13 protein-coding genes are annotated in these 14,694 nt (G+C 65.7%); 1 reads left to right on the top strand and 12 read right to left on the bottom strand.

The annotated features are described in order from the left end of the window. Positions 1 to 14 precede the first annotated feature (14 nt). The 9 genes from mltG to AC3ENJ_RS02395 all read right to left on the bottom strand — a co-directional run bounded on the left by mltG (position 15) and on the right by AC3ENJ_RS02395 (position 10,653). Positions 15 to 1,241: an endolytic transglycosylase MltG gene (mltG, locus tag AC3ENJ_RS02355; RefSeq protein WP_431812933.1), complete on the bottom strand. Its 1,227-nt coding sequence runs from the start codon at positions 1,239 to 1,241 to the stop codon at positions 15 to 17. An 80-nt stretch (positions 1,242 to 1,321) separates the two neighbouring features. After that, complete coding sequence (ruvX, locus tag AC3ENJ_RS02360) at positions 1,322 to 1,813, bottom strand: Holliday junction resolvase RuvX (protein ID WP_190780449.1); 492 nt, start codon at positions 1,811 to 1,813, stop codon at positions 1,322 to 1,324. Next, positions 1,810 to 4,497 carry an alanine--tRNA ligase gene (alaS, locus tag AC3ENJ_RS02365; protein WP_431812934.1) on the bottom strand — a complete coding sequence of 896 codons (2,688 nt, stop codon included), beginning with the start codon at positions 4,495 to 4,497 and terminating at the stop codon, positions 1,810 to 1,812. The genes ruvX and alaS overlap by 4 nt, the downstream gene beginning before the upstream one ends. Beyond that, positions 4,497 to 4,889, bottom strand: coding sequence for a hypothetical protein (locus AC3ENJ_RS02370; RefSeq protein WP_431812935.1), 393 nt, complete (start codon positions 4,887 to 4,889; stop codon positions 4,497 to 4,499). Before AC3ENJ_RS02370 ends, alaS begins: the two co-directional genes overlap by 1 nt. Before the next feature lie 66 nt (positions 4,890 to 4,955). Further along, a complete protein-coding gene (locus AC3ENJ_RS02375; protein WP_223840855.1) occupies positions 4,956 to 5,363 on the bottom strand; it encodes a DUF948 domain-containing protein in 408 nt (135 codons plus the stop codon). 197 nt (positions 5,364 to 5,560) lie between these two features. Continuing rightward, positions 5,561 to 6,196: a 30S ribosomal protein S4 gene (gene rpsD / locus AC3ENJ_RS02380; protein ID WP_190780452.1), complete on the bottom strand. Its 636-nt coding sequence runs from the start codon at positions 6,194 to 6,196 to the stop codon at positions 5,561 to 5,563. Positions 6,197 to 6,418: 222 nt separating this feature from the next. Then, positions 6,419 to 7,990, bottom strand: a complete 1,572-nt coding sequence (gene glpK, locus AC3ENJ_RS02385) for a glycerol kinase GlpK (RefSeq protein WP_431812936.1) — start codon at positions 7,988 to 7,990, stop codon at positions 6,419 to 6,421. Positions 7,991 to 8,030: 40 nt separating this feature from the next. After that, positions 8,031 to 8,816, bottom strand: a complete 786-nt coding sequence (locus tag AC3ENJ_RS02390) for an MIP/aquaporin family protein (protein ID WP_223840856.1) — start codon at positions 8,814 to 8,816, stop codon at positions 8,031 to 8,033. A gap of 112 nt (positions 8,817 to 8,928) precedes the next feature. Next, positions 8,929 to 10,653 (bottom strand): glycerol-3-phosphate dehydrogenase/oxidase, encoded by a 1,725-nt coding sequence (locus AC3ENJ_RS02395; RefSeq protein WP_431812937.1) that lies wholly within the window; start codon positions 10,651 to 10,653, stop codon positions 8,929 to 8,931. Between the two features lie 176 nt (positions 10,654 to 10,829). On the opposite strand from AC3ENJ_RS02395, the gene AC3ENJ_RS02400 reads away from it, so the two are divergent. Then, positions 10,830 to 11,816: a sugar-binding transcriptional regulator gene (locus AC3ENJ_RS02400; protein WP_431812938.1), complete on the top strand. Its 987-nt coding sequence runs from the start codon at positions 10,830 to 10,832 to the stop codon at positions 11,814 to 11,816. Here AC3ENJ_RS02400 and AC3ENJ_RS02405 read toward each other — a convergent pair. From AC3ENJ_RS02405 to AC3ENJ_RS02415, 3 genes are read right to left on the bottom strand one after another with little or no spacing between them, the layout of a single operon-like run. After that, positions 11,813 to 13,243 carry a replication-associated recombination protein A gene (locus tag AC3ENJ_RS02405; protein ID WP_431812939.1) on the bottom strand — a complete coding sequence of 477 codons (1,431 nt, stop codon included), beginning with the start codon at positions 13,241 to 13,243 and terminating at the stop codon, positions 11,813 to 11,815. The genes AC3ENJ_RS02400 and AC3ENJ_RS02405 overlap by 4 nt on opposite strands. A gap of 40 nt (positions 13,244 to 13,283) precedes the next feature. Further along, positions 13,284 to 13,751, bottom strand: coding sequence for a D-aminoacyl-tRNA deacylase (gene dtd, locus AC3ENJ_RS02410; RefSeq protein ID WP_190780456.1), 468 nt, complete (start codon positions 13,749 to 13,751; stop codon positions 13,284 to 13,286). A gap of 40 nt (positions 13,752 to 13,791) precedes the next feature. After that, positions 13,792 to 14,673 carry a class II glutamine amidotransferase gene (locus AC3ENJ_RS02415; RefSeq protein ID WP_431812940.1) on the bottom strand — a complete coding sequence of 294 codons (882 nt, stop codon included), beginning with the start codon at positions 14,671 to 14,673 and terminating at the stop codon, positions 13,792 to 13,794. Between the last annotated feature and the right edge of the window lie 21 nt (positions 14,674 to 14,694).

Below are 14,694 nucleotides of genomic sequence, written 5' to 3' on the forward strand. Positions count from 1 at the left end.
CACTCCCCTGTGAATCAGCTACACCGGCCCTCGTTGTCGGAGCACCATTGCTGGTACTCCTCCACGTTGCGGTTGTGTTCCTCGAAGTTCTCGGCGAACTTGGTCTCGCCCGTGTCGAGGTTCACGGTCACCCAGTAGTAGTAGTCGTTGTCGTCCGGGTTCGCGGCGGCCTTGATCGACTCGTCACCGGGAGAACCGATCGGACCCACGGGCAACCCCGGGTGGGCGAACGTGTTGTACGGGTTGGACTTGTCGCGCTTCTCCTCGTCGGACACATGGTAGGAGCGCTTGTTCAGGCCGTAGGTCACGGACGCGTCCGACTGGATCAGACCGTTGGTCTCATCGTCGGGGCGGTCGATGCGGTTGTAGATGGCACCGGCGACCTCGGGGTAGATGTCCGGGACGCCCTCGAACTCCACGAGTGAGGCAACGGTGATGACTCGGAACCACTGGTCCTCGGCCACCTCGTTGTTGTTCAGCGTGGCCTCGGTGCGGTCCACCATCTCTTGAATGATTTGTTCCGCGGTGGCGTCCAACGGGAACCGGTACTCACCCGGGTGCAGCCAACCCTCGAGGGTGGGGAACTCATCGGGGATGCCGAAGCGGTCGGTGTCTTCCTTGAACGCCTCGAACTCGGACTTGTCGATGCCCGTGGACTCGCTCAGGGTCTGGAAGGTGTCGTCAATACGCTGGGTCTGCGCCACGGCGGCGTAGTGCGAGGCCTCCCCGCGTTCCATCAAAACGTCCACGGCGGCGTCCGAGCTCATGTGGGTCTTGAGCTGGTAATCGCCGGGCTGGATGAAGTCCTCAGGGTAGCGTTCCTGGAACGTGTCCAGGAAGTACCCGGCGTTGGCCACGACGTCCTGGGATTCCAACGTGTTGGCGATCTGACCGGTGGACTGTCCCTCGCCCACCGTGACGTTGACGTCCTGGTCGCCGGAACCGTTGTAGTCCTTGCGTTCAAACAGACCGAACGCGGACCCGAGGACGGCCACCACGATCAGCAGCGCGGCAATGAACAGCGCAATGGCGGTGGCCAGGGACGCACGGGAGCGGCGCTTCCGGCGGGCTGCGGTTTCCGGGGAGACGTCGTGGTGTTCGAACGCACCGGACAGGCCCGAACGCGAGTTGTGCTCGTCCGGTTCCAGCGTGCCCAGCAGGCCGCCGGACGCGGCCGACCCGGCCTCGCCGCCCTGTTGCGGGCCGCGGTGGGCCTTGTTATCTCGTGGCTGTTCGCTCACGAATGATCTCCGTCCGCCGTAGTCCGTGGTCTTCGGATATTTTCGGCGTTCTGCCGAGAACATCGTCCATTATCCGCGATCTAAGTGTCGATGGGGAAACCGGGTTCGGTTCCCGTGGACCTGCCCTGATCAATGGCCGACTGCAGGAATGTCACGGCAGCCATTTGATCAACCTTGTCCATGTGGTGCCTCCGGGATACCCCCGCATCCAGAAGCGATTGGTGCGCCGCAACCGTGGACAGCCGCTCATCCACCAGGCGCACCATTGTTTGGCACTGACGTGAGCGTAGCCGATTCTGCAGGTCGGCTGCATAGTCCCGGGCCATATCGGTGGATCGATTCTCCTGACCGTTGAGGCTGCGCGGCAGTCCGACGTACACCGTGGCCACGTGGAATTGCTCGCACATGGCCGTGATGATTTTCACATCGAAGCGCTTTTTGCGATTCTTGTCCCGCGTCAGAGTCCGATGCGGCGTGGCCAGCACACAGTCCGGATCGGTCAGGGCTATTCCCACCCTGACCGTTCCGACATCCACACCCATGCGGGTGCCCTTCACGAACGTCTCGCTCACGCGCCCGCTACGCTGAGGATCTGTTGGCGCACGGCCTCGAGTGCGTCGTCGATCTTGGCGGCGTCCGATCCGCCGCCCTGGGCAACGTCCGGCTTACCGCCGCCACCGCCGCCCAGCACGCCGGCTGCGGTGCGGACGAGCTGGCCCGCGGCCAGCCCGGCCTCGCGCGCGGCGTCGTTGGCGGCCACCACGATGAGCGGGCGGTCGTTGGCGATACCCGTGACGGCGGCGACGGCCGGTTCGGAGCCCAGGCGCGTGCGCAGATCCAGCGTAAGCGAACGCAGCGCGTCCGCCGAAGCGACGTCTCCGGCATGGTGCAGAACCGTGTTGACCGGACCCAGCCGCTGCGCGTCGTTGACGAGCTGACCGGCCTGGGCCTGCAGTTGCTGCTGCCGCAGAACGGTGAGCTGACGCTCGGTCTCCTTGAGCTTGTCGAGAGTGGCCGAAATCCGCTCGGGCAGCTCAGCGCTCGACTGGACCTTGAGCATCCCGGTGAGTTGATTGACCAGGGTGCGCTCGGCGGCCAGGTGATTGAACGAATTCAGGCCCACCAGGGCTTCCACTCGGCGGTTACCGGAACCCACGGACTGCTCCGAGACGAGCGAGAGCGAACCCAGCTGAGCCGTGGATCCCACGTGGGTGCCGCCGCACAGTTCACGCGACCACGGGCCGTTCATCTCGACCACGCGCACGTTCTCGCCGTACTTCTCGCCGAACAGGGACATGGCTCCCAGCTTCTTGGCCTCGGCCAGCGGCATTTCCTGGGTGAGCACCTCGAAGTCGTCGCGGATGGCCGTGTTGGAGATCTGCTCGATCTCCTGCATCTGGGACGCGCTCAGCGCGGTGCCGTGCGAGAAGTCGAAGCGCAGGTAACCCTCCTTGTTGAAGGAACCACGCTGCACGGCGTCCGGGCCGAGTACGTCGTGCAGGGCCGCGTGGATCACGTGGGTGCCCGAGTGTGCGGCCTCACCGTCGTGACGGCGGCGGGAGTTCACGCGAGCGGTGACCGCAGCACCCTGGGTGACTTCGCCCGAGGTGACCGTGACGCGGTGCACGGACAGACCCTTGACGGGCTGCTGGACATCCAGGACCTCCAGGGAGAAATCCGGTCCCTCAATGACACCCACGTCAGCGGCCTGGCCACCGGCCTCGGCGTAGAACGGGGTTTCTTCCAGCACCACCTCTACCTGATCGCCGGCGGCGGCCGCGGGGACGGTCACGCCGTCGGACAGCACGGCGCGCACCGATGTCTGGGTCACCAGTTCGGAATACCCGGTGAACACGGAACCGTGGTCATCGAGCATGCGGCGCAGCTCGGACAGATCCGCCAGGGCGCCCTTCTTGGTGCGTGCGTCCGCCTGGGCGCGTTCGCGCTGTTCGGTCATCAGACCACGGAAGGCCTTCTCGTCCACGGACACCCCCGCCTCGGCGGCCATTTCCAGGGTCAGGTCGATCGGGAAGCCGAACGTGTCGTGCAACGCGAATGCGTCCGCACCGCTGACAACGCGCTTCTCCGTCTTTGCCTGGCTTACCGCGCGCTCGAGGCGGGCGGTGCCCGACTCGATCGTCTTGAGGAATGCCTGCTCCTCCGCGTACGCGATCCGGGAGATGCGCTCGAAGTCGCCGGCGACCACCGGGTAGACGCCCTTCATGGCGTCCCGGGACGCGGGCAGCAGCACGGGCAGGCACGGTTCGGTGACCCCCAGCAGGCGCATGGAACGCACGGCGCGGCGCAGCAGACGGCGCAGGATGTACCCGCGGCCCTCGTTGGCGGGGGTCACGCCGTCGGCAATGAGCATGAGCGAGGAGCGCACATGGTCGGCGACCACCCGCATGCGAACGTCGTCCTCGTAGCCCTCCTGCCCCGCCTTCTCGGTGCCGCGGTACGTACGGCCGGACAGCTCGGCTGCGGCGTCGAGCACGGGGCGGACCTGGTCCGTCTCGTAGAAATTCTCCACACCCTGCAGCAACATGGCCAGGCGTTCCACACCCAAGCCGGTGTCGATGTTCTTCTTGGGCAGGTCCCCGAGGATCTCGTAGTTCTTGCCCTGCCCCTCACCGCGCTGGTACTGCATGAACACCAGGTTCCAGATCTCGATGTAGCGGTCGTCATCGACGGCCGGGCCGCCCTCCTTACCGTACCGGGCGCCGCGGTCGTAGAAGATCTCGGAGTCGGGGCCCGCGGGGCCGGGCTGACCGGTGTCCCAGTAGTTCTCGTCGCGGCCCATGCGCTGGATGCGCTCTTCGGCAATTCCGACCACGTCGCGCCAGAGATCGTAGGATTGCTGATCACCCTCGTACACCGTGACCCACAGGCGGTCGGGATCCAGGCCGAAGCCCCCCTTGTCCAGCGGGGCGGTCAGCAGCTCCCAGGCCATGGGGATGGCCTTCTCCTTGAAGTAATCGCCGAAGGAGAAGTTGCCGGCCATCTGGAAGAACGTGCCGTGGCGGGCGGTCTTGCCGACCTCGTCGATATCCAGGGTGCGGATGCACTTCTGGATGGACGTGGCCCGCGGGAACGGTGCGGTCTCCTGTCCCAGGAAGTACGGGATAAACGGCACCATGCCGGCAATGGTGAACATCGCGCCGGGCTGGTGGGACACCAGCGAGGCGGACGGCACAACTGTGTGACCCTGGCCTTCGAAATAGCTCAGCCAGCGTTGGGTGATCTCGTGTGAGAGCATTACCGGTTATTTCCTTCTGATGATTGACCGCGATGGATGATCTCGGTGGATTCTACGTTGTCTTGCTCGCCCACCGCAGTGAGCGAGCCGTGTGAGCCGGGGTGGCCGGCGGTGTGGTCGACCGGGGTACGAACATCGAATTGCTCGCGTAATTGCGCTTCGCGCTCGTTCATCCCGGCCTTCACCCGCGCCGCGAAATCCTGCAGGTAGCCGGTCACCGCCCGCATGCGCTGCACGGCAGAGCCGGAGCGCAGTTCCACGTCGGTACTGCGACGCCGCTGCAGCTGTCCCGCGATCCTCTCTCGCGTCTGGGGGTTGTTGGCCGCACGGGTCGCGATGCTTCCCGCAATGGCACCGGCGGCGATCAGCGCCAGTTTGGACCACATTCCCATGGCTTGTCCCTTCGGATCCGACTCGACTATTGCATGGCTCGGGCACGTTCATGGCCCGCGCGGGCCTCAGGCCTGATCGTTCACCGGTCCGGTGCGTTCCGAGGCGGGACCGTCGTGGGGTCCGGGGCCCTGCTGAGGGGTGAAGGCGCGGCGCAGACCGTGGGAGAACGACGCGACCTTGATGAGCGGCTGTCCGACCGTGGAGGCGACCAACGAGGACAGCGCGGACACATTGGCGGAGGCGTCCGAGACGTTGGAGGTGATGCCGTCCACCTTCTCCAACTGGGTGTTGGTGGTGGACACCGTGCGGGTGACCTCGTCGATCAGCGGCGTGGTGCCGTCGTTCAAGGAACGAATGGTCAGGCGCAACTCGTCGAACACGCGACCGAGCTTGACGATCGGGATCGCCAACAAGCCCACGAGCACCGCAAAAACGCCGGCGGCAATCAATCCCGCGATATCTCCACCGTCCATGGAAGTGACCCGTACCTCTCGTCCGTTGTCCTCAATGCATGCCGCAGTGCCACCACGTGGCACGGCCGAAGGGAAACTCTACCCAACGTTGCTGGGGGTTCCGGTTCAGCCGCTCCCCCGAAATGCACACAGCCCGCGGCCGAAGCCACGGGCTGCGCGCTCCGCTCACCCGACACCGGGCGCGCGGGAGAAAAGCATTACGCCATGCGGGCGTAGTACTCGACCACGAGCTGTTCCTCGCAGGTCACGGGGACCTCGGAACGCTCGGGCTTGCGGGTCAGCGTTGCCTGCAGACGGTCGATCGACACGTCCAGGTAACCCGGGGTGTCGGGCAGGACGTCCTGGTGAGCGCCGGTGGCGGCCACCTGGAACGGAACCATCTTCTCGGAGCGCGGGTGCACGTGGATCATTTGACCCGGGCGCACGCGGAACGACGGGCGATCCACGCGCTGGCCGTCCACCATGATGTGGCGGTGGACAACGGCCTGACGGGCCTGAGCCATGGTGCGCGCGAAACCGGAGCGCAGTACCAGGGCGTCCAGGCGGGTCTCGAGCAGGCCGATGAGGTTTTCACCGGTCTGGCCCTCGACGCGCTTGGCCTCCACGTAGGCGCGGTGCATCTGCTTCTCGCGGATGTCGTACTGGGCGCGCAGGCGCTGCTTCTCGGTCAGACGGACCTTGTAGTCCGAGTCGGACTTGCGGCGCGCACGACCGTGCTCACCGGGAGCATACGGGCGGCGCTCGAAGTACTTCTCGGCCTTGGGGGTCAGTGCGATACCGAGGGCGCGGGACTTGCGCACCTGACGGCGCGCACGCAATGCGTTGTTAGCCATGTTGCCTTTCATGCGGTCGACGGTGCACGCACAACAATGCGTGCACCGATCTGTGTGGTACTGGCCTCCATCGCGCGGGAATGGGTCCCGGCAGGAGAGGTGCGGATCAGCCGCAATCCGTCATTGCCTACAGTTGGCTCGCATGCTCCGCGCCGTGAGGGTGCCACGGTGAGAAGTCATGATCGAGCACAGCTTGCCAGCCAGCGTTCCACTATAGCCGATTCAGTCGACGTCCTGATCCACCCAATCCAACGATTTGGTCACGGCCTTGCTCCAGTTGCGGAACAACTTGTCGTTGGCCTCGGTCTTACCATTGGGCTTCCAGCGCTTGTCCTCGGCCCAGTTCTCGGTGATTTCCTCCAGATCGGCCCAGAAACCCACCGCCAGACCCGCCGCGTAGGCCGCGCCCAGGGCGGTGGTCTCGGTGATCTTGGGGCGGATCACGGGAACGTCCAGCTGATCCGCCTGGAACTGCATGAGCAACTCGTTGGCGGTCATGCCACCATCCACACGCAGGTCCACGAGGTCCTGACCGGAGTCCTTGTTCATGGCCTCGACCACTTCCCGGGACTGGTAGGCGGTGGCTTCCAGCACGGCGCGGGCAATGTGTTCCTTGCGCACGTACCGGGTCAGACCCACCAGGGCACCGCGGGCGTCCGGTCGCCAGTGCGGTGCGAAGAGTCCGGAGAACGCCGGCACGAAGTACGCCCCTCCGTTGTCCTCCACCTCCCGGGCGAGTGTCTCGATGTCTTTGGCTTCCTGGATCAGGCCCAGGTTGTCGCGCACCCATTGCACCAGGGAACCGGTTACGGCAATGGAACCCTCCAGCGCATAGACGGGCTTCTGGCCCTCGATTTGATAGCACACCGTGGTGATCAGACCGTTCTCGGACTGCACCGGTTGCTCACCCACGTTCATCAGCAAGAAGTTGCCGGTGCCGTACGTGTTCTTACCCATGCCGGGCTCGAAGCAGGTCTGACCGAACATGGCGGCCTGCTGGTCCCCCAGGATGCCCGCAATGGGCACACCGCTCACGAAGCCGCGTGAGCGTCCCTTTCCGTAGACCTCACTGCTGGAACGGATCTCGGGAAGCATGGACATGGGAACGTCCATGGCATCAGCCAGGTCCTTGTTCCAGTTCAAGGTCTCGATGTTCATGAGCAGCGTGCGGGACGCATTGGTGACGTCCGTGACGTGCACCCCGCCGTTGGGGCCGCCGGTCATGTTCCACACCAGCCAGCTGTCGGTGGTGCCGAACATGAGCTCACCGGCTTCGGCCTTCTTCCGAGCGCCGGCAACGTTGTCCAGGATCCACTTGATCTTGGGGCCGGCGAAGTAGCTGGCCAGGGGCAGACCCGTGCGCTTGCGGAAGCGATCCACTCCCCCGTTTTTCGCGAACTCGTCCACGATGGCCTGGGTGCGGGTGTCCTGCCACACAATGGCGTTGTAGACCGGTTTTCCCGTGGTGCGATCCCACACGACCGTGGTCTCACGCTGGTTGGTGATACCCACCGCGGCGATATCGTCCTTGGTGAGTTCGGTTTCGGCCAGGGCGTCGGCGACGACTCGGCGGACGTTGCGCCAGATCTCGGTGGCATCGTGTTCAACCCATCCGGCGCGCGGGAAGATCTGTCGGTGCTCTTTCTGGCCGATGCTGATGATGGTGCCGGAGTGATCGAAGATGATGGCCCGGGTGCTCGTGGTTCCCTGGTCGATGGCCATCACGTACTGGGCCTCAGTGGCTCCGTTGGACTTCTTGCCGTTCGGGGTGGTGGTGCTGGATCGCTTGGTCATGGTGGTAACTCCTCACATCGTTGTGGTGGTCGTTGGGAAATCAGAAGTTGGACGACGGGTAGATCTGGAAAATGCCGCCGGCGATCAGTGCGCCGAGGATGGGACCCACGATGGGGACCCACGCGTAACCCCAGTCACTGCCGCCCTTACCCCGGATCGGGAGGATCGCGTGGGCAATGCGGGGGCCGAGGTCACGCGCCGGGTTGATGGCGTACCCGGTGGGACCGCCCAGGCTGGCACCGATACCGACCACCAGCAGCGCCACGGCCAAGGGGCCCAACTCGGAGGGCGTCCCACCGAACATGAGAATCACGAAGATCAGCACAAAGGTCGCGATGGTCTCGGTCACCACGTTCCACGGGTAGGAGCGGATTTCCGGCCCGGTGGCGAACGTGCCGAGTTTTGCCGCCGGCTCCAGTGGCTCGTCGTAGTGTTGTTTGTGAGCGATCCACGCGAGCACGGCACCCAGGAACGCGCCCAGGAGCTCGGCCGCGAAGTACACCAGCGTGGAGGCCGCGGTGATCGCCACCCCCGGGGCGTACTCCGAGGCGCCGGAGGCCCAGAGGCCCACAGTGACGGCCGGATTCAGGTGCGCCCCGGACTGCCATGCCACGTAGACACCGGCGAACACGCCGAGGCCCCAGCCGAAGTTGATCAGCAGCCAGCCGCCGGCATTGCCCTTGGTCTTTCCCAACAAGTGGTTGGCCACCACGCCCACACCCAGCAGCGTCAGCATGGCGGTGCCCAGCACTTCGGACCAGAACACCGTGCCCAGGGGCACCACTTCCGCCGCCTCCATGGGCAGCAGCGCCGTCATTGCAGTCATTGAGTGACTCCTTCAATCTCGTTCTTCCATGGGTGGTCGGAGGGGACCGGTGGCTGACGTGGTTACCCGGGTCGGCGCGTGTCCGGTTCGTTGCGGAATACCGCTACGACATTCACAGGCTGTTCAACGACGGCGCCGCGGCCCGTGCCGCCGCAGCGGCCGTATCGTCGGCGGTCTCCGCGGCGGCGTCCTCGGCGGCGGAGAGGTCTCGGTAGGCCCGAACCTCTGCTGCCGTGCGCTCGGTATCCCACCCGAGTTCTTCGGCCAGCAGGTTCGCGACCTCTTCGACCGCGGCGAGACCATGATCGGGTTGGTCGTAGCTCATGCGAGTCCGGGTCTGGAAGACGTCCGCCAGGTGCAGTACGCCCTCGTTGCGTGCGGCCTGGACGATCTCCGCGCGCACGTAGTCCGGTGCACCCGTGAGCGGCTCGGCGAGGTCGGCGCGTTCGTCCACGAGGGCCCCGATCTCGGAAATGGCAGAGCCGTAGCGGTTGAGTAGGTGCTCGACTATGTCCGGTGTCCACCCGTAGCGATTGCTGATCTGTTCCACCTGGCGGGTCAGCGGGAGATAGCCGTCCGCACCGTGCAACAGGGTCCGTTCGGTCACGGAGGGCACTTGTTTGGCACGGTCCCTACCGAGCGCGAAGTCCACGGCGTCCTGGGCCATGATTCGGTAGGTCGTGAGCTTGCCGCCGGCAATGGAGATCAGACCCGGGACCACTTCCGCCACCGTGTGCTCGCGGGAGACCTTGGTGGACACCGTTTCCGTGTCGTCCTTGACCCCCGGTTGCAGCAGGGGGCGCAAACCGGCGAAACTGCCGATCACGTCGTCACGGGTCAATGGCTGGTCCAGGACCACGTTGGCGTGCTCGATCACGTAATCGATATCGGCCGCGGTGGCCACGGGTGCGGATATGTCCTGTTCGTACGGGGTGTCCGTGGTCCCGATGATCCAGTAGTGCTCCCACGGAATCACGAACAGCACGGATTTCTCGGTCTGCAGGATCAAACCCACCTCGCCCTTGATCCGCTCACGGGGTACCACAATGTGGATGCCCTTGGAGGCCATGACCTTGAGCCCGCCGTCCGTGTCGGCCAAGTCCTGGGTTTGCTCGGTCCACACTCCCGTGGCCGCAACGACCTTGCGGGCTCGAATGTCGAAGCCTTTCCCGGTCTCGAGGTCCGTGACACGGGCGCCGACCACGGCGTCGCCGTCCTTGAGGAGGCCGGTGACCTTGGTGCGCGTGGCGGCCAGGGCGCCATATCCGGCGGCGGTGCGGATCAAGGTCAGCACCAGGCGTGCGTCGTCCACTCGCCCGTCCCAGTACTTGACGGCCCCCACCATCGCGTCCGGCTTGATGCTGGGGAACGCTTCCTGGACCCCGCGCCGGGTCAAGTGGCGGTGGAACGGCATGGACGCGACCTTGGATCCGACGTGGGCCAATGTGTCGTAGAGACCGATACCTGCGGTCACGTACGGACGTTCCCACACCCTGTGGAGGATCGGGTACAGGAAGGGGACCGGCTTCACCAGATGGGGTGCCAGGGTGTAAAGCAACCGCTCCCGTTCGTGGAGGGCTTCCGTGACCAGTTTGAAGTCCAATTGCTGCAAATAGCGCAGCCCACCGTGGACCAGCTTGGAGGACCACCGCGATGTGCCGCCGGCCCAGTCCTGCGCTTCCACGATTCCGGTGCGCAAACCGCGTGTGACGGCGTCCAGAGCCACGCCCGCGCCCGTGATGCCACCGCCGATCACCAGAACGTCCAGTGCGGGGCCGTCGGCCATCTCGCGCAGGGCGGCCCGACGGGATTCGGGGTTCAAAACTGTGCTTCTCACGGGATCTACCTCACTCAACCTCTGTGCGTACTCGTGTGGTGCGCGCGATCTTAAGGACCACGCTACGGCCGGTAGTGTGATCTGCGTCCCATTGCCTGGCCGTAGGCACTACCATGCCGCGCCGATGCACGTATGCTCAAGTCAGTTGCACACACGTGCAGCACGGAGGAGGGTTCATGCACGACGATGCAGGGCTGTATCAAGTCGCGGAGCTCTACTTCGTTCAGGACATGACCATGGGGGCGGTGGCGGACCGGTTCGGCGTCTCGCGCTCCACGGTGTCGCGCATGCTGACCGAAGCCAAGAACCGGGGCATCGTGAGAATCTCCCTGTGCCCACCCGAGCACCCGCCCGATCGGCTGTCGCGGCGGTTCCACGAGATGTTCGGGGTCACTGCGCACATTGCCGGCGCGCACCGGGCATCCCACAGCGGACCGCGTCTGGAGGCCGTGTCGCGCTACGCGGCGAACCTGCTCATGGATTGGGTCGAGGACGGTTCGATTCTCGGCGTTGCGTGGGGTACCACCACCTCCACCATTGCCGCGCACCTGGACCAGACCAGCGCGCAGGACGTCACGGTGGTGCAGCTCAACGGTGCTGCGGGTCCGCGGACCACGGGCGCCGGCACGTCAACCTCGCTGCTCTCGAGCATGGCGCGGGCCTTCAATGCCGAGCTCTACCCATTCCCCACTCCCGCGTTCTTCGACCTTGAGGAAACCCGCACCCTGTTGTGGCAGGAATCGTCCGTGCGCCGAATTCTGGCCGTCCGTTCCGCCGTGGACCTGGCCGTGTTCAGCGTGGGCGCCTTTCACGGCCCCGTGCTGTCGCAGGTGTACACGGAGGGCCATTTCACCCAGGCGGAGCTGCGCAGCCTGAACGACAACCGCGTGGTCGGCGACATGTGTACGGTGTTCATTCGGGAGGACGGTACCTATTCGGACATTGACGTCAATCGCAGGGCCTCCGGGCCCACCCCGTCTGATCTGGCCCGCATTCCTCGCCGCTTGTGCGTGGTGTCCGGGCGACACAAGGTACCCGGTATCCTGGGCGCCCTGCGTTCCGGCGCCGTCACCGACCTGGTGATCGACGACCTCACCGCCAAGGACGTGCTCGATTACGTCGAACCGCCCGGGAAAGCGCTAGCCACCCAGCGGGACCCCTAGTCACCGGCGCCGCGGACCATGTCGCGCAAAATGTTCACCCGGTGCGACAGCTGTTTTTCGTGACCGTAGGGCGTGGGACGGTAATAGTCCCGCCCCACGAGCTCGTCCGGCGGGTACTGCTGGGACGCCACGGCATTGGGCTGGTCGTGGGCGTACAGATAATTGTCGCCGTGTCCCAGAGCGGCCGCTCCCTTGTAATGACCGTCTCTCAAGTGCTTGGGAACCGGCCCGGCCTTACCCGCGCAAACATCGGCGATGGCCTCATTGATGGCCGTGTACGAGGCATTGGACTTGGGGGAGGTGGCCAAGTGGGTGACCGCCTGGGCCAGCGGAATGCGGCCTTCGGGCATCCCGATCAACTGCACCGCCTGCGCCGCTGCGACAGCGGTCTGCAATGCGGTCGGGTCCGCCATGCCAATGTCCTCGGAGGCGGAAATGATCAGGCGGCGGGCGATGAACCGCGGGTCCTCCCCCGCTTCGATCATGCGCGCCAGGTAGTGCATGGCCGCGTCCACGTCCGAGCCGCGAATGGACTTGATGAATGCGCTGATCACGTCGTAGTGCTGGTCGCCCTGTTTGTCGTACCGCACGGCGGCGCGATTGAGTGCTTCCTCCGCGTGCTCCAGGGTGATGGTCACGGGGCCCGCCTCGCGCGGGTCCGGTTCCGGGTCCGGTTCCCGGTCCGACTCCGTGGTCTGGTGGGAGAAGGCCACGCCCGCGGCGGCGTCCAACGACGTCAGGGCCTTGCGGGCATCGCCTCCGGCCATGTCGAGCAGGTGGTTCTTGGCGTCCTCGGCGAGTGTGACCTCGCCGTTGAGGCCGCCGCGGTCGGTCACGGCGCGATCGAGCAGGTCCGCGATGTCGGAACGCTCCAGTGGTTGCAGCGTGAGCATGAGCGAGCGGGACAGCAGCGGTGAGATCACCGAGAAGGACGGATTCTCCGTGGTCGCGGCCACCAGAACGACCCACCCGTTCTCCACACCCGGCAGCAGGGCGTCCTGCTGGGCCTTGGTGAAGCGATGGATTTCGTCCAAGAACAGTACCGTGGTGCGGCCGTGCAGGTCCCGATCGGTCAGGGCTTCGTCCATGACACGGCGCACGTCCTTGACGCCCGCCGTGATGGCGGACAGTTCCACGAACGTTGTGCCGTGTCCGCGCGCAATCACGTGCGCGAGGGTTGTTTTCCCGGTTCCCGGCGGCCCCCACAGGATGATGGAATTCGGACCCGCGGGACCGGCATCGGTTCCCGCCAGCACTCGCAGCGGCGAACCGGGGCGGAGCAGGTGCTTCTGGCCGACCACTTCGTCCAGCGTGCGCGGTCGCATCCGCACGGCCAGGGGCGCGCGTCCCCGGCCGCGGCTCGGCGCGGGGGTCTCCTCCCGGTCGGGCTCGTCCGGGTCGGGCAGGTCAAACAGTGAAGTGCTCACGCTGCTGACCCTAGCGTGAGCTTCGGACACGCGGCATCGGTTACTGCCGTCCGTGCGCGCCCGATCGGGGACGGTCCAGGTCGTCACTGTCCACGATGATCGTCACGGGTCCGTCATTGATCAGCTCGACCTGCATGTGGGCGCCAAAGACACCGGTGCCGACAGCCACCCCGGCCGCACGCAGGGACGTCACGAACTGATCGAAGATCGGCTCGCTCACATCCCCGGGCGCCGCCGCCGACCACGAAGGCCGCCGCCCCTTCCGGACATCCGCGTAGAGGGTGAACTGGCTGACGGCCAACACGGGTGCCGACAGATCCACGCATGACTTCTCCCCGGGGAGGATTCGGAGCGCGGCAATCTTGTCCGCGAGTTTCTGGGCGGTCTCGGGTGTGTCGCCGTGGGTGACTCCCACGAGGGCCAGCAGCCCGGGCCCGCTGATGTCGCCCGTCACCGACCCCGCTACCGTGACGGAGGCCCGGGACACCGTTTGCAGCACAATCTTCATGGGCCCAGTTCATCACACCGTTCATGCGTGCTCGGCGGTCTCAGCCGCCGCCCTGTGTCGTGGCCGCAGCACCGAGCTGATCATGAGGGATCTGACGGGAGGGCCGCGGGAGCCCCAGGTCGAGGAGTTCGAAGGCATCGCCGGGCCCCGCGTGCAATGCCGTACCCGGGTCGATCATGATCCACTGCTCGCGCTCCGTCATGGGCTCGCTGGCCACCACGGTGACCGCGTTGTTCGACGGGTCCAGTCCATGCACCCGCAGGAACGAGGACCTCAGGCGCACCGAGCCCGGGTCAGCGCCGGCCGGGTGCGAGCCCGTGCCGCGGCGGCCGGTGACGTACCACAGCGGGTTGGTGTCCGGGTAACGCACGGCCCAGACTTCCTGCGGTGTGGCGAGCACGCAGTTGAGGCAGTACAGGGACACGTTGCGGGCCAACCACGTCAAGCACTGGCGCAGTGCCGAGGCAATATCCCCCGCGGCCTCCCGCAGATAGGAGGTTAGCAATGCGAAATACCGCTCGCTGTCGGTCGTCCCCAGCACCAGGTCGGACACGCCCCGCCGAGCGAGTTCCCGGTCCAGGACATCGAGGGAGCGGATCACACCGTTGTGGGCGAACATCCGTCCCTCTTGTTCGAACGGATGCGTGTTCGCCACGCTCGGTTCACCCTCGGTCGCAAATCTCACGTGGGCCACAAAGCTCGTGCCGGTCATCTCCTGAGCGGCACGCGTGAACGCGGGGTCGAGGTAGGCCGCCAGCGCGGACCTCACGAGATGCGGGACCCCGCTGGGTTCGAACGTGCCGATTCCGGCGCCGTGCGGCTGTTGTCTGCTTTGCCGTGAGAGTGAATCCGGGGCGGTCAGCAGCCAGAACGAGCAGGTCTGCGGCTGCGATCCGGTGTGGAGCCCGAACAGTCTGCACACGGCAGCCTCCGGGGGGTGGTT

The organism is Kocuria sp. cx-455 (genome assembly GCF_057707085.1).

Excerpts from the sequence above, each read along its gene's own strand:
- alaS (WP_431812934.1), bottom strand. The coding sequence starts at position 4,497 with ATGCTCTCACACGAGATCACCCAACGCTGGCTGAGCTATTTCGAAGGC.
- AC3ENJ_RS02370 (WP_431812935.1), bottom strand. The coding sequence starts at position 4,889 with ATGGGAATGTGGTCCAAACTGGCGCTGATCGCCGCCGGTGCCATTGCG.
- AC3ENJ_RS02375 (WP_223840855.1), bottom strand. The coding sequence starts at position 5,363 with ATGGACGGTGGAGATATCGCGGGATTGATTGCCGCCGGCGTTTTTGCG.
- rpsD (WP_190780452.1), bottom strand. The coding sequence starts at position 6,196 with ATGGCTAACAACGCATTGCGTGCGCGCCGTCAGGTGCGCAAGTCCCGC.
- glpK (WP_431812936.1), bottom strand. The coding sequence starts at position 7,990 with ATGACCAAGCGATCCAGCACCACCACCCCGAACGGCAAGAAGTCCAAC.
- AC3ENJ_RS02390 (WP_223840856.1), bottom strand. The coding sequence starts at position 8,816 with ATGACTGCAATGACGGCGCTGCTGCCCATGGAGGCGGCGGAAGTGGTG.
- AC3ENJ_RS02400 (WP_431812938.1), top strand. The coding sequence starts at position 10,830 with ATGCACGACGATGCAGGGCTGTATCAAGTCGCGGAGCTCTACTTCGTT.
- dtd (WP_190780456.1), bottom strand. The coding sequence starts at position 13,751 with ATGAAGATTGTGCTGCAAACGGTGTCCCGGGCCTCCGTCACGGTAGCG.